Annotated in this window: 17 protein-coding genes; 12 read left to right on the top strand and 5 right to left on the bottom strand. The window is 66.1% G+C overall.

Features of this window, described 5'->3' with window-relative positions; genetic code table 11:
- Positions 1 to 258: 258 nt before the first annotated feature.
- The 4 genes from ACSQ8Y_RS20045 to thiD all read right to left on the bottom strand — a co-directional run bounded on the left by ACSQ8Y_RS20045 (position 259) and on the right by thiD (position 5,504).
- Positions 259 to 1,284 carry an IS110 family transposase gene (locus tag ACSQ8Y_RS20045; protein ID WP_436267588.1) on the bottom strand — a complete coding sequence of 342 codons (1,026 nt, stop codon included), beginning with the start codon at positions 1,282 to 1,284 and terminating at the stop codon, positions 259 to 261.
- Between the two features lie 132 nt (positions 1,285 to 1,416).
- Complete coding sequence (locus tag ACSQ8Y_RS20040) at positions 1,417 to 1,914, bottom strand: hypothetical protein (RefSeq protein WP_436268187.1); 498 nt, start codon at positions 1,912 to 1,914, stop codon at positions 1,417 to 1,419.
- A gap of 1,381 nt (positions 1,915 to 3,295) precedes the next feature.
- The gene (gene hemL / locus ACSQ8Y_RS20035) at positions 3,296 to 4,585 is read right to left on the bottom strand and encodes a glutamate-1-semialdehyde 2,1-aminomutase (RefSeq protein WP_436268186.1); all 1,290 of its coding nucleotides are present in this window, start codon (positions 4,583 to 4,585) and stop codon (positions 3,296 to 3,298) included.
- A gap of 34 nt (positions 4,586 to 4,619) precedes the next feature.
- Positions 4,620 to 5,504, bottom strand: coding sequence for a bifunctional hydroxymethylpyrimidine kinase/phosphomethylpyrimidine kinase (thiD, locus tag ACSQ8Y_RS20030; RefSeq protein WP_436268185.1), 885 nt, complete (start codon positions 5,502 to 5,504; stop codon positions 4,620 to 4,622).
- Positions 5,505 to 5,599: 95 nt separating this feature from the next.
- On the opposite strand from thiD, the gene ACSQ8Y_RS20025 reads away from it, so the two are divergent.
- From ACSQ8Y_RS20025 to ACSQ8Y_RS20000, 6 genes are all read left to right on the top strand, one after another.
- Positions 5,600 to 5,752 (top strand): rubredoxin, encoded by a 153-nt coding sequence (locus tag ACSQ8Y_RS20025; RefSeq protein ID WP_436269869.1) that lies wholly within the window; start codon positions 5,600 to 5,602, stop codon positions 5,750 to 5,752.
- 76 nt (positions 5,753 to 5,828) lie between these two features.
- Positions 5,829 to 6,230 (top strand): response regulator, encoded by a 402-nt coding sequence (locus tag ACSQ8Y_RS20020; RefSeq protein WP_436268184.1) that lies wholly within the window; start codon positions 5,829 to 5,831, stop codon positions 6,228 to 6,230.
- 25 nt (positions 6,231 to 6,255) lie between these two features.
- On the top strand, positions 6,256 to 6,624 hold the full coding sequence (locus ACSQ8Y_RS20015) for a response regulator (protein WP_436268183.1): 369 nt from the start codon (positions 6,256 to 6,258) through the stop codon (positions 6,622 to 6,624).
- Between the two features lie 3 nt (positions 6,625 to 6,627).
- Complete coding sequence (locus tag ACSQ8Y_RS20010; protein WP_436268182.1) at positions 6,628 to 7,209, top strand: chemotaxis protein CheW; 582 nt, start codon at positions 6,628 to 6,630, stop codon at positions 7,207 to 7,209.
- A 26-nt stretch (positions 7,210 to 7,235) separates the two neighbouring features.
- Complete coding sequence (locus ACSQ8Y_RS20005) at positions 7,236 to 9,620, top strand: methyl-accepting chemotaxis protein (protein WP_436268181.1); 2,385 nt, start codon at positions 7,236 to 7,238, stop codon at positions 9,618 to 9,620.
- 19 nt (positions 9,621 to 9,639) lie between these two features.
- The gene (locus tag ACSQ8Y_RS20000) at positions 9,640 to 16,029 is read left to right on the top strand and encodes an Hpt domain-containing protein (protein ID WP_436268180.1); all 6,390 of its coding nucleotides are present in this window, start codon (positions 9,640 to 9,642) and stop codon (positions 16,027 to 16,029) included.
- Positions 16,030 to 16,172: 143 nt separating this feature from the next.
- Here ACSQ8Y_RS20000 and ACSQ8Y_RS19995 read toward each other — a convergent pair whose 3' ends face one another.
- A complete protein-coding gene (locus ACSQ8Y_RS19995) occupies positions 16,173 to 17,645 on the bottom strand; it encodes a cryptochrome/photolyase family protein (RefSeq protein WP_436268179.1) in 1,473 nt (490 codons plus the stop codon).
- Between the two features lie 204 nt (positions 17,646 to 17,849).
- On the opposite strand from ACSQ8Y_RS19995, the gene ACSQ8Y_RS19990 reads away from it, so the two are divergent.
- The 6 genes from ACSQ8Y_RS19990 to ACSQ8Y_RS19965 all read left to right on the top strand — a co-directional run bounded on the left by ACSQ8Y_RS19990 (position 17,850) and on the right by ACSQ8Y_RS19965 (position 22,532).
- Positions 17,850 to 18,509, top strand: coding sequence for a YqgE/AlgH family protein (locus tag ACSQ8Y_RS19990; RefSeq protein ID WP_436268178.1), 660 nt, complete (start codon positions 17,850 to 17,852; stop codon positions 18,507 to 18,509).
- A 73-nt stretch (positions 18,510 to 18,582) separates the two neighbouring features.
- Positions 18,583 to 18,924: a Holliday junction resolvase RuvX gene (gene ruvX, locus ACSQ8Y_RS19985; protein WP_436269868.1), complete on the top strand. Its 342-nt coding sequence runs from the start codon at positions 18,583 to 18,585 to the stop codon at positions 18,922 to 18,924.
- Positions 18,908 to 19,441: a bifunctional pyr operon transcriptional regulator/uracil phosphoribosyltransferase PyrR gene (gene pyrR, locus ACSQ8Y_RS19980; RefSeq protein WP_436268177.1), complete on the top strand. Its 534-nt coding sequence runs from the start codon at positions 18,908 to 18,910 to the stop codon at positions 19,439 to 19,441. The genes ruvX and pyrR overlap by 17 nt, the downstream gene beginning before the upstream one ends.
- A complete protein-coding gene (locus ACSQ8Y_RS19975; protein ID WP_436268176.1) occupies positions 19,434 to 20,399 on the top strand; it encodes an aspartate carbamoyltransferase catalytic subunit in 966 nt (321 codons plus the stop codon). Before pyrR ends, ACSQ8Y_RS19975 begins: the two co-directional genes overlap by 8 nt.
- An 11-nt stretch (positions 20,400 to 20,410) precedes the next feature.
- Complete coding sequence (locus tag ACSQ8Y_RS19970) at positions 20,411 to 21,742, top strand: dihydroorotase (RefSeq protein ID WP_436268175.1); 1,332 nt, start codon at positions 20,411 to 20,413, stop codon at positions 21,740 to 21,742.
- Between the two features lie 43 nt (positions 21,743 to 21,785).
- A complete protein-coding gene (locus ACSQ8Y_RS19965; protein ID WP_436268174.1) occupies positions 21,786 to 22,532 on the top strand; it encodes a lysophospholipid acyltransferase family protein in 747 nt (248 codons plus the stop codon).
- Positions 22,533 to 22,698 lie beyond the last annotated feature (166 nt).

Here is a 22,698-nt window from a genome sequence, read left to right as displayed (position 1 = left end):
AATCTATGGTCACCCTCGCTTTTGCAAGCTGATTTTGTATGATGTGAGTAGGCTCGCTTAAATCTATCCGGCGTCTGGTTGGAGATGGTCTCCGCGCCACGATGAGAGTCGCGCCTGTCGGTCCTAAAAAGGGGCTCGGCCTGCGATGCCGATTTTCGTACCAGGTTTCCGTCAGGCCGGTGTGCCGTTCACGTCATCCAATGTCAGCAGTCGCAAAACCGGTAGGTGTGCTGTAAAGCGGTGAGTCTCAAAGGGCCCTCATGTTGCCATGGGGGCCTCTTTCGTTTTAAATTCAGTATGGTGAGCCGCGATGGCCCAGGCTGTGCGTGCCAATTTATTGGCCAAGGCACAGGCCACCACGTTGGAGTGGCGCCGCGTGAGCATGGCGCGCACCCACTCGGCCAGCCGTCCTCGCTGGCGCTCCAGGTGCAACATGTACGCCCGGGCGCATTGGACCAGTAGGCGCCGCAGATTCTTGTCGCCCCGCTTGCTGATGCCCAGCAGCTTATTTCTGCCGCCGGTGCTGTACTGGCGCGGCACCAAGCCGACGGCGGCAGCGAAGTCGCGGCCGCAACGGTAATGCTTGCCATCGCCCACTTCGGCCGCGAGCACGCTGGCCGTGATCGGGCCGATTCCGGGCACTGTCATGAGCCGCTGGCCCAGGTCGTCATCGGTCACTTGACGCGTCAGTTCCTTTTCCATGTCAGCGATCTGTTCGTCGAGATACTTGAAATGAGCTTGCAGCCGGGTTAGCACATCGACCAGCCGTGGCGGCAATGGACGCTCGGAAAGGATGGCCGGCAAACGCCGAATCGCTGCGTAGCCCACCGGCAGGCTGATCCCGAATTCGAGTAGAAAACCATGGATCTGGTTGCTGGCCTTGACTCGGTCGCGCACCAGCGATTCGCGCACACGGTGCAGTGCCGACAATGTCTGCTGGGCTTCATTCTTTGGCGTGACAAAGCGCATGGCGGGGCGGCAAGCCGCCTCGCAAATGGCTTCAGCATCGATGAAGTCGTTCTTGTTGCTCTTGACGAAGGGGCGGACGAACTGCGGCGAAATCAGCTTGGCCTCATGACCGAACGCCGCCAACTGCCTGGCCATGAAATGCGCTCCCGCGCAAGCTTCCATGACAATGGTACACGGATGAAATTTGGCGAGAAATTCCATCAACTGACTGCGACTGAACTTCTTGCGCAGCAATGCTTTGCCATGCCGATCCTGACCATGGACATGAAAGCTGTGCTTGCCAAGGTCAATGCCGATGAGGGTAACGTTCTCCATGATGGCCTCCTTCAGAAGTGAAAACACCCTATAAGCTTAGTAACTTATAGGGTGGAGGGTGACCATCTCATTAGGGGCCAGGGTTAATTAATTTGTGATTACAAATTAATTAACCCTGGCCCCTTTATCCTTTTATGTGAAGCGCGGGCTGAAGTCGAGGGTCAGGAAGCGGTGATAGGGCGTTTCCTGCCATTTAGCGTGCAGGGCCTGGGCGCGCTGGTAGAGGCAGGCGTGGACGTCTATGCCGCTCAGGTCGAAAGGCGGCTTGCCGCGCGCTTCGCAGGCCGAATTGGCTGCAAGCAGGAAGGCGTCGAGGTCGAAACTGCCGGCCCAAAGCTGGGTTTGCAGCCCCTCGACGATGGCTTCCACCTGCACCGCCTCCTGCTGCACGGCAGGGTTGCCGGAGTCATGCACGGCCTGCACGACAAAACCGGCGTCGGCCCCGAGTGCGACCTGGCTGAGGAAACCGTGGCGCAGGGGCAGGGCGGATTCCACCACGTAATGGATCAGGTCGTGCGGCAGGATGCCCTGGCGCGGCATCAGCGCGTCGGTGGCGCTGCCGTTGTTGCGGACGAAGCGAAGTACGTCGTACTTGTCGTTGCTGGAGCGTTTTTCGGCAATTAATTTCATTCCGATAGTATGCCTTTCCCAACATTGTTGAATTCTATCCAACAGTCACGAAACACTCTCGCTTGCTCCAAACACGGGTAAATTTTGCTCAGCGGCTACCGGCGGCCAAACAGATCGGGCAGTTCGCAGCCCGTTTTCAGGCGGATGGCGATATGCGCCCGGCACGGTCGGACATGGCGCCGGACGCCCGCTTTGCGCCGCAGCACTCGCTTGAATCTCTCCACCGCCCCGAAAATCCTGTCGTTCCCGCGTAGGCGGGAACCCATACATCGCATGCTCGGAGGCGTAGCATAGATTCGCGCGGGGGCGCCGAGCCCTGCTCGGGATACAGGGCGATAAAGTAGAGCTGTAATCGGCGACTGTCCATTATCCGCATAGTTGAAATGACGTTCACCGAAAAATGCCGGTGCCTTCCATTACGTACAAATAGTGTAGGGAACCTCGAATAACCGCTAAATTGTCATTCCCGCGCAGGGCTCGGCGCCCCCGCGCGAATCCATGCTGCGCCTCTGAGCATGCGAAGTATGGGTTCCCCTTGCTGCCGCAAGTCGTTCCGCAGGCGTGGGGCGTGCCCCACGAATTCCCTGCTACACCCTGCGCGGCGGTCCGCCGATACGGAACGACAGGTATTTCGAGGTGCCCTGTAATACCAAGCCTCCGCCTGAAATAAGGGGCGCCGGCCGCAAGCACATCATGTTCTATAACTCCGGGTGCCTCAAATAATCGCCAATGTTTCCTTCACACCGGCGAATCACCGCACAAGGTTCGGTGCCCCGCGGGATTCCCATATTGCACATCTGAGCATGCGACGTATGGGTTCAAGCTTATGCGGCAGTCCCGCCGGTGAGGGGTGACGGGTATTTAGAGGTGCCATTCGAAGTCAGGTACGTTCCCAACACAATCTCGGCTGCGCCAAGCACTAGTGAAATATCGCGCTGCCCCTTCTGAATGCGAGATTATTTCCTTGTTTTGTTACCGGATAAATATAGTGCCCAATGAACAGCATCGCCACTGATTAGCTGTGCACCATATCTTCTTGGGGCGCTGCAGCCGCCAGTGGATCAGCGGCGGGGTAACGGTGAAAATCGAGCAGTAGCATCCATTCCGAGGCGGGGCGGAACTGCAAACGAGATAATAGCTGGCCGTCATAGCCAGCAGTATCGGCGCGAACCGGTGCTGCCTTCGCCGTGCGACGGCCATGCCGGGCTCTCCCTGGTGAATACGGTAATTGCTCTGCAGGGAAGCCGCTGCGCGCACTGGTGGGGCAAGCCGCAATACGAGCCGGGTTTTGGCGTGATCAAGCCAAAACCTGGCTTAAAAGCGGCGAAAAAAAGCCGCCGCAGCCCGGAAAGGCGTTGCGGCGGCTGTTTTGGGGAATGAATTACTTCAGTGTCGCGAATACCTTGCGGGCCGCTTCGATGGTCGCGTCGATCACCGTGTCGTCGTGCTGCGCCGAAACAAAGCCTGCCTCGAAAGCGGCCGGCGCGAAATAGACGCCCTCGTCCAGCATGGCGTGGAAGAAGGTATTGAACTTGGCGCGGTCGCCGGCCATCATTTCGGCGTAGTTATTCGGCGGTACTTCACTGAAATATAAACCGAACATGCCGCCTTCGGCATCGGCGCAGAAAGTGACGCCGGCTTCTTTCGCCGCCGCGGTTAATCCAGCGGCCAGGCGTTTCGCCGATGCGGCCAGCTTGTCGTAGAAGCCCGGCTGTTGAATGATCTTCAGCGTCGTCATGCCTGCCGCTACCGCTACCGGATTGCCGGATAAGGTGCCGGCCTGATAAACCGCACCCAGCGGCGCCATCTGGCTCATCAATTCAGCGCTGCCGCCAAATGCCGCGACCGGCAAACCGCCGCCGATAACTTTACCCAGCGCGGTCAAGTCCGGTTTAATACCATACAATTCCTGCGCGCCGCCCAGGCCCACGCGGAAACCGCACATCACTTCATCGAAGATCAGAATAGCGCCGTGCTTGGTGCACAGCTCGCGCAGGGCTTGCAGGAATGCCGGCGTGCCTTTGATCAGATTCATATTGCCGGCCACTGGCTCGACAATAACGCAGGCTATCTCGGAACCGAAATTGGCGAACGCTACGCTGATCTGTTCCACATTGTTATAGTCCAGCACCAGCGTGTGTTTGACGAAGTCTTCCGGTACGCCGGCCGAGGTCGGATTGCCGAAAGTCAGCAAGCCGCTGCCGGCTTTGACTAATAAGGAATCGGCGTGGCCGTGATAACAGCCTTCGAATTTAATAATCTTGTCGCGGCCAGTGGCGCCGCGCGCCAAACGCAAAGCGCTCATGGTCGCCTCGGTGCCGGACGATACCAGGCGCACTTGTTCTATCGACGGCACCAGGCGGCAGATTTCCTCTGCCATGTCGATTTCCGCTTCCGTCGGCGCGCCGAAAGATAAACCGCGGGTGGCCGCTTCCTGCACCGCCTTCACCACTTCCGGGTGCGCGTGGCCGACGATGGCGGGGCCCCAGGAACCGATGTAATCGATATAACGCTTGCCGTCCGCGTCCCAGAAGTAAGGACCTTCGGCCCGGGTGATGAAGCGCGGCGTGCCGCCCACCGAGCGGAAGGCGCGCACCGGGGAGTTGACGCCGCCGGGCGTGGTTTTCTGGGCGCGTGCGAACAGCGTGTCGTTCTTCGATTCAGTCGTCATGATGTCTCTTTGGTAAGTTGTGGTGGCCCGCGCCTTACTGGTCGGGCGTGAACTGCATGCGGAAAAAACGGTTGGGGACCAGCTTGCCCATGCCGTAGCGCTGGGCGTTGGCCAGCGCGCCCTGGACGTAGTCCTGCGCCAATCCCACCGCCTGCGGCGTGTCCGCGCCGCGCGCCAGGTAGGCCGCGATGGCGGCCGACAGCGTGCCGCCGGCGCCGAGGAAGGGGCCGGGCAGGTGCTGCCAGGCGTCGTGGCGCACCACGCCGTCGGCGCCGTACAGGGTGTTGGCGCGCACCGCGTCGCCGTGGCCGGGGCCGGCCGGGGTGCCGGTCACCAGCACGAACTCGCATCCCAGTTCGATCAGGTAGGCCACGTCTTCCTCGAGCGCGCCCGGGCTGCCGGCGTCGCCGCCCACGTCCGGGTCGGTCTCGCTGCCGGCCTCGCTGTTGTCCGTGTCGCGCCAGGTTTCGGCCATGCGGCCCAGCTCCACCTGCGACAGCACCAGCACCGAAGTTTGCGGCACCAGCAACTGGCGCACGATGGTCAGCAGTTCCTCGGCGTCCTCGCCCGGTTCCGGCAGGCGCGAGCTGAACGGGTCCAGCACCAGCGGCGCGTCCGGATAATCGGACACGATTTCCGCGATGGCCGAGGCGTGCTCCATGTTTTGCAGCGCGCCGATCTTGAAGGCCGCCACCTGGGCGTCCTCCAGCAGCACGCGGGCCTGGTCGGATACCCAGTCCGGATCGGTCTCCTGCAAGTCTTCGATGCGTGCGCTGTCGCCGATCAGCAACGCGGTGGTGACGGCGAGGCCTTGGCAGGCGAGGGCGGAGAACACGGCCAGGTCGGCGGTGACGCCGGTGGCGCCGACCGGGTCGGCGGCGCCAAAGGTCAGGATAAGGGGAGAAGTTTGGTTTTGCACGGCTGGTAGATTAAGATACCTGATTCGGCATTTTACTTTATAGAAGGTGATACAACGTGAGTAGCAATGAAACAACGCAGCCGTTCCAAACCTGGATGTGCCTGATCTGCGGCTGGATCTACGATGAAGAAGCCGGCCTGCCCGAAGAAGGCATCGCCCCCGGCACCCGTTGGGCCGACGTGCCGATCAACTGGACCTGCCCGGAATGCGGCGCCCGCAAGGACGATTTCGAAATGGTGGCGCTGTAATAAAATTTCTGTAAAGCAATTACTGTGCTGGCGCGGCGCGCTATGCTATCGTATCGATACATATCGGTGAGTAAATATGACTAATACGCCGCAAGCGACTGGTTTGAAAATCATGGTGATCGACGACAGCAGCACCATCCGCCGGTCGGCCGAGATCTTCCTGAGCCAGGCCGGCTACCAGGTGGTGCTGGCCGAAGACGGCTTCGACGCGCTGGCCAAGATCAACGACCACCACCCGTCGCTGATCTTCTGCGACATCCTGATGCCGCGCCTGGACGGCTACCAGACCTGCGCCCTGATCAAGAAAAGCACCAAATTCCACGCCACGCCCGTGCTCATGCTGTCCTCCAAGGACGGCCTGTTCGACCGCGCGCGCGGCGCCATGGTCGGCTCGGCCGCCTACCTGACCAAACCATTTACCAAAGACAGCCTGCTGGCGGCCGTGCGCGAGCATACCGCAGGCGCGGCGGGGGTCTGAGTATCGTACGCATAGCGAGGGCATCATGGCCATACAAAGAATACTGATCGTCGACGATTCGCCGACCGAGCGCTATTACCTGACCGACATCCTGGTCAAGAACGGCTTTTCCGTCTCCACCGCCGAAAACGGCGAGGAGGCGCTGGCCAAGATCAAGGCCGACAAGCCGCAGCTGATCCTGATGGATGTGGTGATGCCGGGCGCGAACGGCTTCCAGGTCACGCGCTCCATCGCGCGCGACCCGGAGCTGCAGGACGTGCCGGTCATCATCTGCTCCAGCAAGAACCAGGAGACCGACCGCATCTGGGGCTTGCGCCAGGGCGCCAAGGACTACCTGGTCAAACCGGTCGACGCGGCCGCGCTGCTGGCCAAGATCGCCGCCCTCGGCGGCTGAGCGATGAGCAACGCCGAGAGCGGTCTGCCCCTCGATCCCGTGCCGGCGCCTTCGGCCGAGCCCGCCGGCGCCGAGCGCCGCAGCCGTTTGCGCCGCTACCAGGCCCAGCTGCTTGAACGCATGCACGACGCCAAGAGCGGCAGCCAGGCCGCCGGGCGCGAGTTGGGCGTGCAGTTCGGCGCCAGCCGCTGCCTGCTGGACCTGACCCAGATCGGCGAGATCGTGCCGTGGCAGGCGGTCAGCGTGGTGCCGCTGGCGCAGGACTGGTATCTGGGCCTGGCCAATATCCGCGGCAACCTGTGCGGCGTGATCGACTTCGCGCGCTACCTCGACTACCCGGCCACGCCGCCGGCGGCCGACAGCCGCATCATTACTTTCTCGCCCGGCCTGGGCTTCAACTGCGCGCTGCTGGCGGCGCGCGTGCTTGGGCTGCGCAAGCTGGACGACATGGCGCCGGCCCCGCTGGCGGAGGACGTGCCGGCCTGGTGCGTGCAGCAGTTCCTGGACCAGGAGGGGCAGCTCTGGTCGCGCCTCGACCTGACGCTGCTGGTGCGGGAAGAAAGGTTCCTGCAAGTCGGTCTGTAATCATTTTGCAAATAAGGGACGGTGTAATGGGATTCATTAAGAATTTGTTCGCACGCTCCAGGCAGGACGCTCATCAGGAAGCGGGCCCTGATTCGGAATTCGCCAGCTATGGCAGCACGGCCGCCGGCGTGGGCGCGCCGTCCGCGGCGGAGCTTGCCGCCGCCGCCGCGGCCGTGGCCGCAACCACGGCCGCCGCAGCTTCCTCGCTCGCCGCCGCACCGTCCGCCGCCGACAGCGGCGAGGCCAGCGCGCCGCTGCGCCTGCGCGACGCCCTGCGCCGCCGTGGCGCCGGCCCGGCCGGCGACAGCGGCCCCGGCGTCAAGCTGCCCCTGATCGGCCACATGCCCGCGCAGCGCCAGCTGAGCATCCTGTCCACCGCCCTCGGCCTGAGCCTGCTGCTCAGCATCGCCGCAGTCGGCCTGAACATCCGCAACAGCAGCGTCACCTCGGCCCAGACCCAGATCGCCAGCGACGCGCTGATGCACTCGCAGCGCATCGGCAAGGCCGCACCGAACGCGGTGCAGGGCAATGTCGAAGCCTTCCGCCAGCTCGAGGACAGCCGCAAGGAGCTGAACCAGGATATCAAGCTGATGCAGTCCGGCGGCGACTACCACGGGCGCACCATCGGTTCGCCCGGCGAATCGCTGGCCAGCGCGGTGGCGGCCGCGCGCAAGGTGTGGAGCGCGGCCGACCGTTCGGCCGACACCATCCTGCGCCTGAAACCCGAGCTGACCGGCCTGGAAAAAACGCTCAGGCAGCTCGACCGCCTGTCGCCCGACCTGCTGGAGCAGACCGAAACCATCGCCGCCCTCAAGCTGCTGCGCGGCGGCAGCGCGCGCGAGATGGCCGCCCTCGGCAAGCTGACCATGCTGACCCAGCGCATGAACCGCAGCGTGAGCGAATTCGTCACCGCCGGCGGCATCAGCGCGGAAACCGCTTTCCAGCTGGGACGCGACATCACCGTGTTCCGCAACACCGTGGACGGCTTCCTGAACGGCAGCACGACCTTGGCGCTGCCGGTCACCCGCGACCCCGAGCTGCGCACGCTGTTTACGGAATTGAAAACGCCGTTCGAGACTTACCAGACCCTGGTCGGCTCGGTGCTCGACAAACTGGACCGCTACACGGCGGCCAAGGTGGCCGAGCAGCAGATCTTCAGCGAAAACGAGGCCCTGCGCGAACGCCTGGGCGTGGTGCTGGCTGCCTACCGCGTGCAGCAGGATTCGCTCAACCTGAGCTTCTGGCTGATGGTGGCCGGCGGCCTGCTGACCCTGATGGCGGCGGCCGCCATCGGCCGCGTGCTGCTGCAGGACTCCTACAACCGCACCCGTGGCGCCGACCGCCGCCGCCAGGAAGCGGAAGCCATGCGCCAGCAGGCGCAGCGCAAGGAAGAGGAAGCCAAGTCCATGAACGACCAGAACCAGGCCGCGATTCTGCGCCTGATGAACGAGCTGCAGGAAGTGGCGGACGGCGACTTGACGGTGCAGGCCACGGTGTCCGAGGACATTACCGGCGCCATCGCCGACTCGGTCAATTACACGGTGGAAGAGCTGCGCGGGCTGGTCGGCCGCGTCACCACCACCGCCGAACAGGTCACCTCGGCCTCCAGCCATGCGCAGAGCATCTCCAGCGACCTGCTGCTCGCCTCGCAGCAGCAGTCGCGCGAAATCCAGGACGCCAGCGCCACCGTGGTGAAAATGGCCAACGAGATCACCGAGGTGTCGAAGTCCGCCTCCGAGTCGGCCGACGTGGCGCGCCAGTCGGTGGCGGCGGCGCGCCAGGGTTCGACGGCGGTGGAAAACGCCATCAAGGGCATGCACGAGATCCGCGAGCAGATCCAGGAGACGTCCAAGCGCATCAAGCGCCTGGGCGAATCGTCGCAGGAGATCGGCGAGATCACCGAACTGATTTCCGACATCACCGAGCAGACCAACGTGCTGGCGCTGAACGCGGCGATCCAGGCCGCGTCGGCCGGCGAGGCGGGACGCGGCTTCTCCGTGGTGGCCGAGGAGGTGCAGCGCCTGGCCGAGCGTTCGGGCGAGGCGGCCAAGCAGATCGGCGCGCTGGTGCGCACCATCCAGACCGACACCCACGACGCGGTGGCGGCGATGGAAAAATCGACCCAGGGCGTGGTCGAAGGGGCGCGCCTGTCCGACGCGGCCGGCGCGGCGCTGTCGGACATTTCGCAGGTGTCGAACCGCCTGGCGGAACTGATCCAGGGTATTTCCTATGCCACCGGCATGCAGGCGACATCGGCCAGCGGCGTGGCGCAGAATATCCAGCACATCCTGTCGGTCACCGAGCACGCGCAGGACGGCACCCAGCAAACGGCGCAGTCGATCCACAAACTGTCCGTGCTGGCGCAGGAACTGAAAAATTCGGTGTCGCGCTTCCGCATCTCGGCATCCTGATCACATAGAAAGTCCCAGCATGACCAAACCTGATTTTCCGACCGCAGCGCAATTCGACACCGGCCCGTTGTCCTGGGTGATGGTGGAAATCCGCGAGGCGCTGGGCCGCTCCAGGACCGCCCTGTTCGAAGCGGGCGGGCGGGCCCCGGAAGACCAGTCCACGTCGCTGCAGCACGCCAAGTCCCATCTGCACCAGGCGCATGGCGCGCTGCAGATGGTCGACGCCGACGGCGTGGTGATGATGACCCAGATCGCCGAGGAGGCGCTGGAGCGCTTCAAGTCCGGCGCCCTGAAGTGCAGCACCGACAACGCGCAGGTGGTGGCCAATCTGTACCAGGCCGTGACGGAGTTCCTGGAGGAGCTGCTGGCGGGCGCGCCCTTCCAGCCGGTGCGCCTGTTCCCTTACTACCGCGCGCTGCAGGAGATGCTGGGCGCCGAGCGCATCCACCCGGCCGACCTGTTCTTCCCGGATGTGACGCTGCAGGCCCGCATGCCCGCGCCGCTCGCCGCCGCCGCGCCGGACTACACGGCCTGCCGCCAGCGCTTCGAACGCGCCTTGCTACCCTACCTGAAAAGCGCCGACGCGGCGGCCCAGCGGACGCACGCGGCGTCCCTGCGCGACGCGGTGGCCCAGGTGGCGGACGCGCAGCAGGAGCCGAAGGCGCGCACCTTCTGGCTGGCGCTGCAGGCCTTCGCCGAACTGGTCGCCGCCGGCCACGTGGAAGGCGGCTTGTATGTGAAACAGCTCTTTGGCCTGGTCAACCTGCAGATGCGCCGCCTCACGCAAGGCAACGCGGCGCAGCCGGATGCCATGCTGCGCGAAGCGCTGTTCTTCATCGCCGGCGCGCTGGCCGGTGAGCACGCGGACGAGGTCTCGCCGCTGGTGCTGCACCTGGGCAGCGTGTTCGCGCTGGAAGGCACCGTACCCAAGGACTATGAGGCGAAACGCTATGGCCAGATCGACGCCGACGTGCTGGCGCGCGCCAGGGAGGGCATGGCCGACGCCAAGGCGGCCTGGCACAAATTGTCGGAAGTGGTGATCGACCCGGCGCTGGACGCGGCCTTCGGCCAGGCGCTGGCGCTGGTGGCCGTCGCCAGCGACAAGCTGGGCATGGCCGGACTGGCCGCGCTGATGCGCAAACTGGCCGAGGTGGCCAATGCCGCCGTCACGGCCGGCCGCAGCGAAGCGCTGTCGCTGGAGATGACGACCGCGCTGTTGTTCGCCGAGCACGGGCTGGACCAGATCCGCCATCTGCCGGACGACTTCTCGGCCCACGCCGACACCATCGCCGAGCGCCTGCAAGCGCTGCTGGCCGGTGACGCCCCGCCCGAACCGGCGCAGTGGCAGGGTGGCATCGTTCAGCAAATGCAGCAGATGCAGCAGGACGACACCGTGGTGGCGCTGGCGATGGAAATGAAGACCGGCCTGCGCCAGGTCGAGAAAGTGCTGGACGAATACTACGGCGACCCGTCGCTGCGCCCGTCGCTGGAGGAGCTGGACCGCGTGCTGCACCAGATGCAAGGCGCGCTCGCCATCCTGGACCAGGACGACGCCACGCAGGCCGCCGGCCAGGTGCGCAGCGAAATCCGCACCCTGGCCGCAGGCCTGTGCGACACCGCGCAGGAACCCAGGGTGCTGGACGAGATCGCGCAGAACGTCGGTGCGCTGGGCTTCTTTGTCGACATGCTGGCGCAGAACCCGGCCGGCGCGCGCGAACGTTTCGCCTTCGACGCGGAGCAGGGCGCCTTCCGCGCCGTGCCGTTCAAGAAATTGGCCGCCGCCGGCACGGTGCCGGTGCCTGTGCTCGAAGAGCAGGTCTCGCCGACCACCTCGCCGACGCCCGAACCCGAGCCGGAAGCGGTGCCGGAAGCGACCGACGCCGCCGTTGAAGCCGAGCTGCTGGAGATCTTCATCGCCGAGGCACAGGACGTGCTCGTGTTTGTGCGCGAGACCCTGGGCAAGCCGCGCGAGGTGGCCGGCAGCCAGGAAAACCTGACCATGCTGCGCCGGTCCTTCCACACGCTCAAGGGCAGTGGCCGCATGGTCGGCCTGAACCAGTTCGCCGACGCCGCCGCCGGCGTCGAACGCACCATGAACACCTGGCTGGCCGACGAACGCGCCGCCAACGACGCTCTGTTCGGCTTGCTGGAGTACGCCGAGCAGGACATGTCGGCATGGGTTGAAGAATTGATCGCCCGCAGCGTCTCGGCCCGCACCGGCGACGCCATCGCCGCCGCCGCCGCGCGCGTCCAGGAAGGGGGCGCCTTCGAAGCGCCGGCCGCCGCCGCCGCCGCGCTGGGCGACGCCGCCGCCGCCAACGCCGGCATCTCCGCCGGCACGGCCGCCGATACCGACATCCACGCCGGCGCCGGTGCCGCCGCCCAGCGCGACGTCCCGGCCGCCTCCAGTGCGGGCGCGCCACTCGACATCCCAGCCGGCGCTGCAGCGCTGTTCGACGCCCCGTCCGAGATCCCGGCTGCCGTACCCGCCGGCGTCGACGCGCCTGCGGACGGGGACGCTGCCGGCGAGCTGGTCGAGGCCACGATTCTCGTAGATCACGTCGCCGAGGCGCCGCCCGCAGCGCCGCAATCGAGCGGTAACGTCATCGAATTCCCCACCTCCGCGCAGCCGCTGGTGCCGCCCGAGGAAGACAACCTCAAACACATCGGCGCCCTGTCCATCCCTCTGCCGCTGTACAACATCTACCTCGCCGAAACCGACGAACTGGTGCGCGTGCTGACGCGCGACTTCGGCGAATGGCGCCACGAAGCGCGCCGGCCTGTCAATCCGGAAGCGCTGCACGCGGCCCACACGCTGACCGGCACTTCCGGCACCGTCGGCTTCAAGTCGCTGCGCGACCTTGCGCACGCGCTGGAACAAACGCTGGAAACCCTGCAGGCCCCCGCGCCGCAACTCGACCACGCCCAGCACGACCTGCTCGACTTCACGGTCGAACGCATCCGTCAGATGCTGCAAAGCTTCGCCCTGGGGGAAGTTGCGCCCGCACAGCCCGAACTGATCAAGTCCCTGCACAAGCTGCGGGAGGAACTGGCCGCCTCGCAAGACGCCGGCAGCGAGCTCGATGCGCGCCTCGATAATCTGTTCTCCGAGACGCTGGACAGTATTGTCGGCGATGCCGGCCTGCCTGCCGCCACGTCTGCCCCGGTGCCTGAAGCGATCGCGGAAGCACCAGCTCCGGCAGCCGAAAGCGGCGCCGACTTGGCCACGCGGCTGGATGCGCTGTTTGTCGCAACTTATCAGAGCATGCTCGACAGCCCGCCGCCCGCATCCGATTTCGCCACCCGCGCGCCGCTTGAAAGCCTGTCGGCCGCCAAACCGTCCACACCGGCCGCCAGCGACGATTTCGATGATCTGTTCGACGACGCCTTCGCCGCGCCGCTATCGCAGATCACCGCGCCAACGGAAGCAGATGCGCAAGCCGAAGCCGAACTGCTGGCCTTCGCCACGCCCGAACCAGTCCCCGACCCCGTGCTGACGCTGGTTCCCGCGCTCGCGCCGGAGCCAGAGCCACTGCCAGAGGCAGAGGCAGAGCCAGAGCCAGAGCCAGAGCCAGAGCCAGAGCCAGAGCCAGAGCCGGCGTCGGCGCCGGAGCCTAAGTCGGAGCTTGAGTCGGAGCTGGAACCGGAGCCATGGCCAGAGCCTGAACCGGAGTCTGCGCCCGCAGCCGAGCCGGGACCCGGGCCGGAACTCGAAGCGCTGGCGCCCATCGCACCGGAATCCATCCCTGCTTTGGAAGACCAGCTGCAAGCACTGGCCGAGCTTGAACCTGACCTTAGCGAAGTGCCGGACAGCGCCGAGCTGCTGGAGCCGGTCGGCCCCGCCGAGCCGACGATGTCCGAACCAGAGCCCGACGTCACCATCGTCACGCTGCCGGAAGCGCCGTCCGAACTGTCGGCGGCCGTCCCCGGCATTTACCACGACGAGTTGGACGCGGACCTGCTGCCGGTATTCCTGGAAGAGGGCGCCGACCTGCTGCCGCAGATCGGCAAATCGCTGCGTACCTGGCAGCGCAACCCCGCCGATTTCAGCCACGCCCACATGCTGCAGCGCGTGCTGCACACCGTGAAGGGCAGTGCCCGCATGGCCGGCGCAATGCGCCTTGGCCAACACGCGCACGAGATCGAGACGCACATCGAAAACATGGTGCACGCCAACAGCGCCACGCCGCAAGCTTTCGAAGAGCTGCTCGCGCACTACGACCACGCGCTGCTGCTGTTCGAATACCTGCAGCATCCGGACGCGCTAAACGGCGCAAGCGGTACGCCGCCTCAGCCGGTCGGTGCCGATGCTGGCGGCGAAGCGTTATCGCGCGGCCTGCTTGACCCCGTCCAGGCAATTGACGCCGCCGCCGGCGCTGTTGGGGCGAGCGCCGATGCCAGTGCCGAGGCAGCCGGCACCGCCGGCACAGCCGACACAATCAACGCCGCCGGCCTGACGGCTCCGGGAAGCGCCGGTACGGTGCAAGCCGCAGCAGTGCGTCCCGCCGCCCCTCGCCCCGCAATCGCCGACGAAGCCGATGCCACCGCCCGCTCGCCGCTGGTGCGGGTGCGGGCCGACATCCTGGATCGCCTGGTCAACCAGGCCGGCGAAGTCTCCATCTCGCGTTCGCGCCTGGAAAACGAAGTCGGTACGCTGCGCACCTCGCTGAGCGACTTCTCGGACAACCTGGCCCGCCTGCGCCGCCAATTGCGCGAAATCGAAATGCAGGCCGAGTCGCAGATCGCCTCCCGGATGGCCATCTCCAGCGAGCGCGAGTTCGACCCGCTTGAATTCGACCGCTTCACGCGGCTGCAGGAACTGACGCGCATGATGGCCGAAAGTGTCAACGACGTTGCTTCCTTCCACGAAAGCCTGACCCGCAGCGTGGACACCGCCAGCGGCGACCTGGCCCAGCAAGCTCGCATGACGCGCGACCTGCAGCGCGATCTGATGCGTGTGCGCATGGTGCCTTTCGCCAGCATCTCCGAGCGCCTGTTCCGTGTCGCGCGCCAGAGCGCCAAGGAAGTGGACAAACGCGTCAACCTGGACATCCGTGGCGGCAGCGTCGAGATCGACCGCAGCGTGCTGGAACGCATGGCCGCGCCGTTCGAACACCTGCTGCGCAACGCCATCGTGCACGGGGTGGAAAGCCGCGCCCAGCGCGCCGCCGCCGGCAAGGACGAAACCGGGGAACTGCTGGTGCAGGTCAGCCAGCAAGGCAACGAAGTGGTACTGGAATTCAGCGACGACGGCGCCGGACTGGACCTGGACCGCATCCGCGACAAGGCCCGCCGCATCGGCCTGCTGCAGGAAGGGGAAACGCTGAACGATGCCGACACCGCCGGCCTGATTTTCGAAGCCGGCTTCTCCACCGCCGACGCGCTGACCGAGCTGGCCGGGCGCGGCGTGGGCATGGACATCGTGCGATCCGAAGCGCAGGCGCTGGGCGGCCGGGTTGAAACCGCGACCGAAAGCGGCAAGGGAGCGCGCTTCACCATCCACCTGCCGCTCACGCTGGCGGTGACGCAAGTGGTACTGCTGGCCGCTGGCGGACGCACCTACGCGCTGCCGTCGACCCTGGTCGAGCAGGTGCTGCAGATGAAGGAGCATGCACTGGTCGAAGCGCGCGGCCACGGCCACGTAACGGTGCTTGGACAGCAAGCGCCGCTGCACTATCTGCCCGCGATGCTGCGGCTGGCGAACGCCCAGCCGCCGGCGCAGCGTTCGGCGCCGGTGCTGATGCTACGCAGCGGCAACGAGCGCGTGGCGCTGCAGGTCGATGAGGTGGTGGGCAACCGCGAGGTCGTCATCAAGAACATCGGCCAGCAGCTTGCGCGCATGCCCGGCATCTCGGGCGCCACGGTGCTCGGGTCGGGCGAGATCGTGCTGATCCTGAATCCGGTGGCGCTGGCGCAGCACCTGGCGCACCGGCCGGAACTGGCCGCGCGTGCCGACGGGACGGGAGCGCAAGCCGCGCCGGCCGCATTGCCGACGACAGGCAGCGTCATCATGGTGGTGGACGATTCGCTCACCGTGCGCAAGGTGTCGCAGCGGCTGCTGGAGCGCGAAGGCTACCGGGTGCTGCTGGCCAAGGACGGCGTGGACGCGCTGGAGCAGATCCAGGAAAGCCGCCCGGACTTGATGCTGGTCGATATCGAAATGCCGCGCATGGACGGCTTCGACCTGACCCGCAACGTGCGCGGCGACGAGCGCACCAGGGATATCCCCATCATCATGATCACCTCGCGCAGCGCCGACAAGCACCGCAACTACGCCATGCAGCTCGGCGTGAATGCCTATTTCGGCAAGCCCTTCCAGGAACCTGTGCTGCTGGGCGCGATCGAAGGGCTGCTGGCGGACCAGCGGCGGGCTACGCACGGTGTGCCGACCCGCGCTACGGTCACATAGGGAAGGTGGTTCGTCGGGCGGCTCAGCACGGAGTGGCTCGGCGCCCCCGGCTCGGCGCCCCCAGCTCGGCGCCCCCGGCTCGGCGCCCCCAGCTCGGCGCCCCCGTATAACCCGCCATCACCTCATCCAGCATCACCCCGCCATCACCCTGCCTTGACCACCGCGTAGCGCGCCAGGGTGCGCTTGCGCGCCTCGTCGTGCATCACCAACGGCTCGGGATAGTTATCGCCGAGCCGCACACCCTTCTGCTCGAGCAGCATGCGCGGCACTAGCCACGGCGCGTGGATTTCCTTGTCGTCCAGCTCCTTCAACTGCGGCAGATAGCGCCGGATGAAGCGCCCCGCACTGTCGAACTTCTGCGACTGGGTCACCGGGTTGAAGATGCGGAAGTAGGGCTGCGCGTCGCATCCCGACGAGGACGCCCACTGCCAGCCGCCATTGTTGGCCGCTAGGTCGAAGTCGTTCAACTGCCGCGCGAAATACGCCTCCCCGCGCCGCCAGTCCAGGCCCAGGTCCTTGATCAGGAAGCAGGCCGCCACCATGCGCAGGCGGTTGTGCATATACCCCGTGCGGTTCAGCTGCAGCATTGCCGCGTCCACCAGCGGATAGCCGGTGCGGCCTTCGCACCAGGCCGCGAACAGCGCATCGGCCTGCGGCCCGGTCTCCCATTCAATGGCGTCATAGGCCGGCTTGAAGGACGCGCCGGCCACATGCGGATGGTGGTACAAAATCATCATGTAGAACTCGCGCCAGATCAGCTCGGACAGCCACACCGCGCCGCCTTCGCCGGCCTGCCCGCGCGCCGCCAGCTCGGACACGGTGCGCACCAGGTGCCGGATCGACACCGTGCCGTGGCGCAGGTGCAGCGACAGATACGACGGCCCCTTCACCGCCGGGAAATCGCGCGCGCTGCCGTAGTCGGCAATCCGCGTCAGGAAGTCGTCGAACAGCTGCGCGCCGCCGCTCATCCCCGCAGGGATTTTCAACTCCGCCAGGTTGGTGCGCTCGAAGCCGAGCTGCGCCAGCGTCGGCACGGCGTCAACGGCGTCAACGGCGGTCCGGGCAGGGGGCGGGGCCAGGCGGGCCGCCAGCGGCTCGACTGGCAGCGCCGCCAGGCAAGCAGGCTCGGCCAGCATCTTCCGCATCCAGGCATTCTTGTAGGGCGTGAACACCGAGAACGGTGTGCCCGACTGCGACAGCACCTCGCGCTTCTCGAACACCACCTGGTCCTTGAACGTGAAGAAGGATCGCGCGTCCGCTGCCAGCGCCTTGGCCACCGTGCCGTCGCGCGCGATGGCGGCCGGCTCGTAGTCGTGGTTGGCAAACACGGCATCGACTTCCAGCGCCGCCGCCAGGCGCGGAATCTCCCTTTCGGCCACCGCATGGCTGACGATCAAATGCCCGCCCAGCTGTTGTAATTCCGCCGACAATTCCGCTATGCAAGCGTGGATGAATTCCACCCGCCGGTCGGCGCGCGGCAGGCCGTCCAGGATGGCCTTGTCAAAAATGAAAGCGCAATACACGCGCCGGCTGCGCTGCAGGGCGTGGTGCAGGGCGGCGTGGTCGAAGACGCGCAAGTCGCGCCGGAACCAGACCAGGGTGGCATTCAAGGACATGGGAAGGAAATATGCGTGTGCAGGGTCAAGATCGGGGCCGATTTCCGGCCTAATATAGGGCTGATGGCCGCGCGCGGCGGCGCCGGAAGTGGCCGCAACGGCAATTCATAGTAAACTGTCACCTGAACGACAGCTATCCGCCGTGCGATATTACCGTAAAGACTATAAAAGAACACCCGCAGACCAGCAGAGAGAGCTACGCGTATGAAGAAAACTAAAGCCGGTCACCCTCTGCCCGCACCTGGCCTGATCCAGGAGGCCACCGACCCCTTGGCGCCCGCCGCAGGCGGGGACGCATCCGCGCTGAACCTGGCGAACCACTTCCTGATCGCCATGCCCGCCATGCAAGACCCCGTCTTCGGCGGCACCGTGGTCTATGTGTGCGAGCACAACGAGAACGGCGTGCTGGGCGTGGTCATCAACAAGCCGACCGACATGACGATGCAAGTGCTGTTCGAGCGCATCGATCTGGAGCCCGAGGCGCACCTGTCGCCCGCCATCGTCGACGAACCCATCATGTTCGGCGGCCCGGTGCAGGACGACCGCGGCTTCGTGCTGCACACCCCCGGGGCGCGCTATTCCTCGTCGCTGACGGTGACCGAGGAGGTCGCCTTCACCACCTCCATCGACGTGCTGGAAGCGGTGGCGCGCGGCGACGGTCCCGAGCGCATGCTGGTGTCGATCGGCTACTCGGGCTGGAGCCCGGGCCAGCTGGAAGACGAGATCAGCCGCAACGGCTGGCTGACGGTGGGCGCCGATGCGGCCATCCTGTTCGACATGCCGGTGGAAGAGCGCTATTTCGCCGCCATGAAACTGCTCGGTTTCGACCCGCTGATGCTCGCGTCCGAAGCGGGCCACGCCTGATGCGGACCTGAGCGTGGACCAGCTCGACACCATCCTCGGCTTCGACTTCGGCATCAAGCGCATCGGCGTCGCCATGGGCAACGGCGTGCTGCGGCAGGCCTCGCCGCTGGCCGTCATTTCCAGCATCGGCAACGACGTGCGCTTCGCCGAGATCGGCGCGCTGATCAAGCAATGGGAACCGACGCTGTTCGTGGTCGGCCTGCCCATGCATCCGGACGGCACGCCGCACGAGATGACGGCGCGCTGCCGCAAGTTCGCCAACCAATTGAACGGCCGCTTCAACCTGCCGGTGGTGCTGGTTGACGAGCGCTACTCGTCGGCCGTCATTTCGGCCAAGCGCGGGGACGTCATCGACGACCGCGCCGCCTCCATCATTTTGCAACAATACTTTGACGAATATGTCCCATCCAACTAACTCCTCCGCCCCTTCCGCGCTGGACGCGGAAGCCCTGTACGCCGAACTGCTGCGGCAGGTGCAGGCCGGCCTGGCCGACGCGCACGAGCCGGCCATTGTCGGCATCCACTCCGGCGGCGCCTGGCTGGCCGAGCGGCTGGCGGCCGACCTGGGCCTGTCCGCGCGCTGCGGCGTGCTCGACGTGTCCTTCTACCGCGACGACTTTGCCAAGAAGGGCCTGCCGGCCGAAGTGAAGCCGACCCAGATCGGCTTCGACGTGGCCGGCGCCACCCTGCTGCTGGTGGACGACGTGCTCTACACGGGCCGCACCACCCGCGCCGCCATCAACGAGCTGTTCGACTACGGGCGCCCGGCCAAGATCATGCTGGCCGCGCTGGTCGACCGGGGCGAACGCCAGCTGCCCGTCGCGGCCGATTTCGTGGCCGCCAAGGTCACGGTGCAGCCGGGGCAGGCGCTGGCGCTGAAACGCAGCGATGCCGGACAATTCACGCTTACCATCGAAAACGACCATGCTTAATCCGCAACTGAACAAACACGGCGAGCTGCAGCACTTGCTGTCGATCGAAGGACTGCCCAAGTCCATCGTCAACCACATTCTGGACACCGCGTCCTCCTTCGTCGGCGTGTCCGACCGCGAAGTGAAGAAAGTGCCGCTGATGCGCGGCAAAAGCGTGTTCAACCTGTTCTTCGAAAACTCCACGCGCACCCGCACCACCTTCGAGATCGCCTCGAAGCGCCTGTCGGCCGACGTGATCAACCTGAACATCCAGGCGTCCTCGGCCAGCAAGGGCGAATCGCTGCTCGACACCATCGACAACCTGTCGGCCATGCACGCCGACATGTTCGTGGTGCGCCACTCGCAGTCGGGCGCGCCCTACCTGATCGCCAAGCACCTGAACGACCACAAGCAGCACCACGTGCACGTGGTGAACGCGGGCGACGGCCGCCACGCGCACCCGACCCAGGGCCTGCTGGACATGTACACCATCCGCCACTACAAGAAGGATTTCACCAATCTGACGGTGGCCATCGTCGGCGACATCCTGCACAGCCGGGTGGCGCGTTCCGACATCCACGCCCTGACCACCCTGGGCGTGCCCGAAGTGCGCGCCATCGGCCCGCACACGCTGCTGCCCGGCGGCCTGGACCAGATGGGCGTGCGCACCTTCACCAATATGGACGAAGGCCTGAAGGGCGTGGACGTGATCATCATGCTGCGCCTGCAGAACGAGCGCATGAACGGGGCGCTGCTGCCGTCGGCGCAGGAGTACTTCAAGAACTACGGCCTGACGCCGGAGCGCCTGGCGCTGGCCAGGCCGGACGCCATCGTCATGCATCCGGGCCCGATGAACCGCGGCGTGGAGATCGACTCGGCGGTGGCCGACGGTCCGCAGGCGGTGATCCTGCCGCAGGTGACCTACGGCATCGCGGTGCGCATGGCGGTGATGAGTATTCTGGCAGGGGCGAAGGAATGAACGGGATGGGCATGAAACTGGTTATCAAGAACGGCCGCGTGATCGATCCGGCCAATGGCGTGGACGCGGTGCAAGACCTGTATATCGAGGACGGAAAAGTGGCCGCGCTGGGTTCCGTATCGGCTGAGTTCGCGGCCGGCTTCACTGCCGGTCGGACCATCGACGCCAGCGGCCTGGTGGTCGCGCCCGGCCTGGTCGACCTGGCGGTGCGCCTGCGCGAGCCGGGCTACGAATACAAGGCCACGCTGGAATCGGAAATGCAGGCCGCCATGCAGGGCGGGGTCACCAGCCTGGTGTGCCCGCCGGACACCGATCCGGTGCTCGACGAACCGGGCCTGGTCGAAATGCTCAAGCACCGCGCGCGCCGCCTGAACCAGGCGCATGTGCATCCGCTGGGCGCGCTGACCATGGGCCTGAAGGGCCAGGCGCTGACCGAAATGGCCGAGCTGACCGGCTCCGGCTGCATCGGCTTCTCGCAGGCCGAAGTGCCGATGGAGGACACCACCGTGCTGCTGCGCGCGCTGCAGTACGCCAAGACCTACGGCTACACCACCTGGCTGCGCCCGCAGGACGCGCACATCGGCCGTGGCGGCGTGGCCCACAGCGGCCCGCTGGCCTCGCGCCTGGGCCTGTCGGGCGTGCCGGTGATGGCAGAGACCATCGCGCTGCACACCATCTTCGAACTGATGCGCGCCACCGGCGCCCGCGTGCACCTGTGCCGCATCTCCTCGGCCGCCGGCCTGGAGCTGGTGCGCGCGGCGAAAGCCGAAGGCCTGCCGGTCAGCTGCGACGTCGGCGCCCACCACGTGCACCTGACCGACGCCGACATCGGCTTCTTCGACTCCAACGCGCGCGTCACGCCGCCGTTCCGCAGCCAGCGCGACCGCGACGCCATCCGCGCCGGCCTGCTGGACGGCACGGTGGACGCGATCTGCTCCGACCACACGCCGGTCGACGACGACGAGAAGCTGCTGCCGTTCGGCGAAGCGTCGCCCGGGGCCACCGGCCTGGAACTGCTGCTGTCGCTGGCGCTGAAATGGGCCCACGAATACGCCGCGGCGCAGCCCGGCGTGAGCGAAGGGCAGGCGCTGGCGCTGGCCGTCAGCCGCATCAGCGCAGACGCCGCGCGCGTGTCCGGCCTGGGCGGCCTGAACGCCGGCCAGCTCGGCGTGGGCAGCGTGGCCGACATCTGCATCTTCGACCCGGCCGTGCGCTGGACCGTGGAAGGCAAGGCCCTGGCCAGCCAGGGCAAGCACACGCCATTCCTCGGCTACGAACTGGCCGGCCAGGTGCAAGCCACGGTCGTCGCCGGCCACGTCGCTTATCAGCGCAACGCACGCTAACCCCCGCGGGGCCAGCCAGCCCCGCTTCCTCGCTTTCCCCACAGTGAATCCATTTCTCATTTTCCGCGTGTTGCGGGTGCTGCTGCACGTCTTGCTCGGCATGGCGATCTGCGCCACCGTGTTCCCCTTGAGCGGCGCCGAGGCGCGCCAGCGCCATACCCGGCGCTGGTCGCGCAAACTGCTGCGCATCTGCAACGTCACCGTCGAAATCGCGCCCGGCAGCGCAGCGCCGCTGGAACACGCGATGATCGTCGCCAACCACGTGTCATGGCTCGATATCTTCGTGGTCGACGCGCTGTACCCGTGCCGCTTCGTCGCCAAGGCCGAGATCCGGGCCTGGCCGCTGGCGGGCTGGCTGGCGGCCAAGGCCGGCACCGTGTTCATCGCGCGCGGCAGCAAGCGCGACCTGCGCCATATTTTTAAAGGCCTGGTGCACAGCCTGCAAGCCGGCGAGCGCGTGGCCTTCTTCCCCGAGGGCACCACGGCGCCGCAGGGCACGGTGCTGCCTTTCCACGCCAACCTGTTCGAGGCGGCGGTGGACGCCAAGGTGATGGTGCAGCCCTTCGCGCTCAGCTATGTGGACGCCGCCGGCGCACTGCATCCGAGCGTGGAGTTCATCGGCGAGATGTCCTTCGCCGAGAGCGTGGTGAGGATATTGAACGGCGCCCCGGTGACCGCGCGCCTGAAGTGCATGCCGGCCATGGACGCCACCGGCGCCCACCGCCGCGACCTGGCGCAAGCGGCGCACGACGCGGTCGCCGCCGGCCTGGGCATCGCCCCGGCCGCGTAAGCGCAGCCGCGCCGCCCTCGCGCAAGGGGGCATTCGGACAAGCTGCCCGGTGCCAAGAGGGTCGTCCTCGCACTCGCGGAGTCCTTGACCGCGCCGCCGACGTTGGCCGTGTCGCTGGCGTGTCGTCCTCGCGCACGCGGGGACCCATAGGCCGCGTCCTGATCCG

The sequence above is a fragment of the Pseudoduganella sp. LjRoot289 genome, assembly GCF_964252925.1.
Lineage (GTDB): Bacteria > Pseudomonadota > Gammaproteobacteria > Burkholderiales > Burkholderiaceae_D > Rugamonas.
This window is presented reverse-complemented; position numbering and strand designations above follow the sequence as displayed.

Coding starts and splice junctions, on each gene's coding strand:
- ACSQ8Y_RS20045 (WP_436267588.1), bottom strand. CDS start 1,284: ATGGAGAACGTTACCCTCATCGGCATTGACCTTGGCAAGCACAGCTTT.
- ACSQ8Y_RS20040 (WP_436268187.1), bottom strand. CDS start 1,914: ATGAAATTAATTGCCGAAAAACGCTCCAGCAACGACAAGTACGACGTA.
- hemL (WP_436268186.1), bottom strand. CDS start 4,585: ATGACGACTGAATCGAAGAACGACACGCTGTTCGCACGCGCCCAGAAA.
- ACSQ8Y_RS20025 (WP_436269869.1), top strand. CDS start 5,600: ATGTGCCTGATCTGCGGCTGGATCTACGATGAAGAAGCCGGCCTGCCC.
- ACSQ8Y_RS20020 (WP_436268184.1), top strand. CDS start 5,829: ATGACTAATACGCCGCAAGCGACTGGTTTGAAAATCATGGTGATCGAC.
- ACSQ8Y_RS20015 (WP_436268183.1), top strand. CDS start 6,256: ATGGCCATACAAAGAATACTGATCGTCGACGATTCGCCGACCGAGCGC.
- ACSQ8Y_RS20010 (WP_436268182.1), top strand. CDS start 6,628: ATGAGCAACGCCGAGAGCGGTCTGCCCCTCGATCCCGTGCCGGCGCCT.
- ACSQ8Y_RS20005 (WP_436268181.1), top strand. CDS start 7,236: ATGGGATTCATTAAGAATTTGTTCGCACGCTCCAGGCAGGACGCTCAT.
- ACSQ8Y_RS20000 (WP_436268180.1), top strand. CDS start 9,640: ATGACCAAACCTGATTTTCCGACCGCAGCGCAATTCGACACCGGCCCG.
- ACSQ8Y_RS19995 (WP_436268179.1), bottom strand. CDS start 17,645: ATGTCCTTGAATGCCACCCTGGTCTGGTTCCGGCGCGACTTGCGCGTC.
- ACSQ8Y_RS19990 (WP_436268178.1), top strand. CDS start 17,850: ATGAAGAAAACTAAAGCCGGTCACCCTCTGCCCGCACCTGGCCTGATC.
- ruvX (WP_436269868.1), top strand. CDS start 18,583: ATGGGCAACGGCGTGCTGCGGCAGGCCTCGCCGCTGGCCGTCATTTCC.
- pyrR (WP_436268177.1), top strand. CDS start 18,908: ATGTCCCATCCAACTAACTCCTCCGCCCCTTCCGCGCTGGACGCGGAA.
- ACSQ8Y_RS19975 (WP_436268176.1), top strand. CDS start 19,434: ATGCTTAATCCGCAACTGAACAAACACGGCGAGCTGCAGCACTTGCTG.
- ACSQ8Y_RS19970 (WP_436268175.1), top strand. CDS start 20,411: ATGAAACTGGTTATCAAGAACGGCCGCGTGATCGATCCGGCCAATGGC.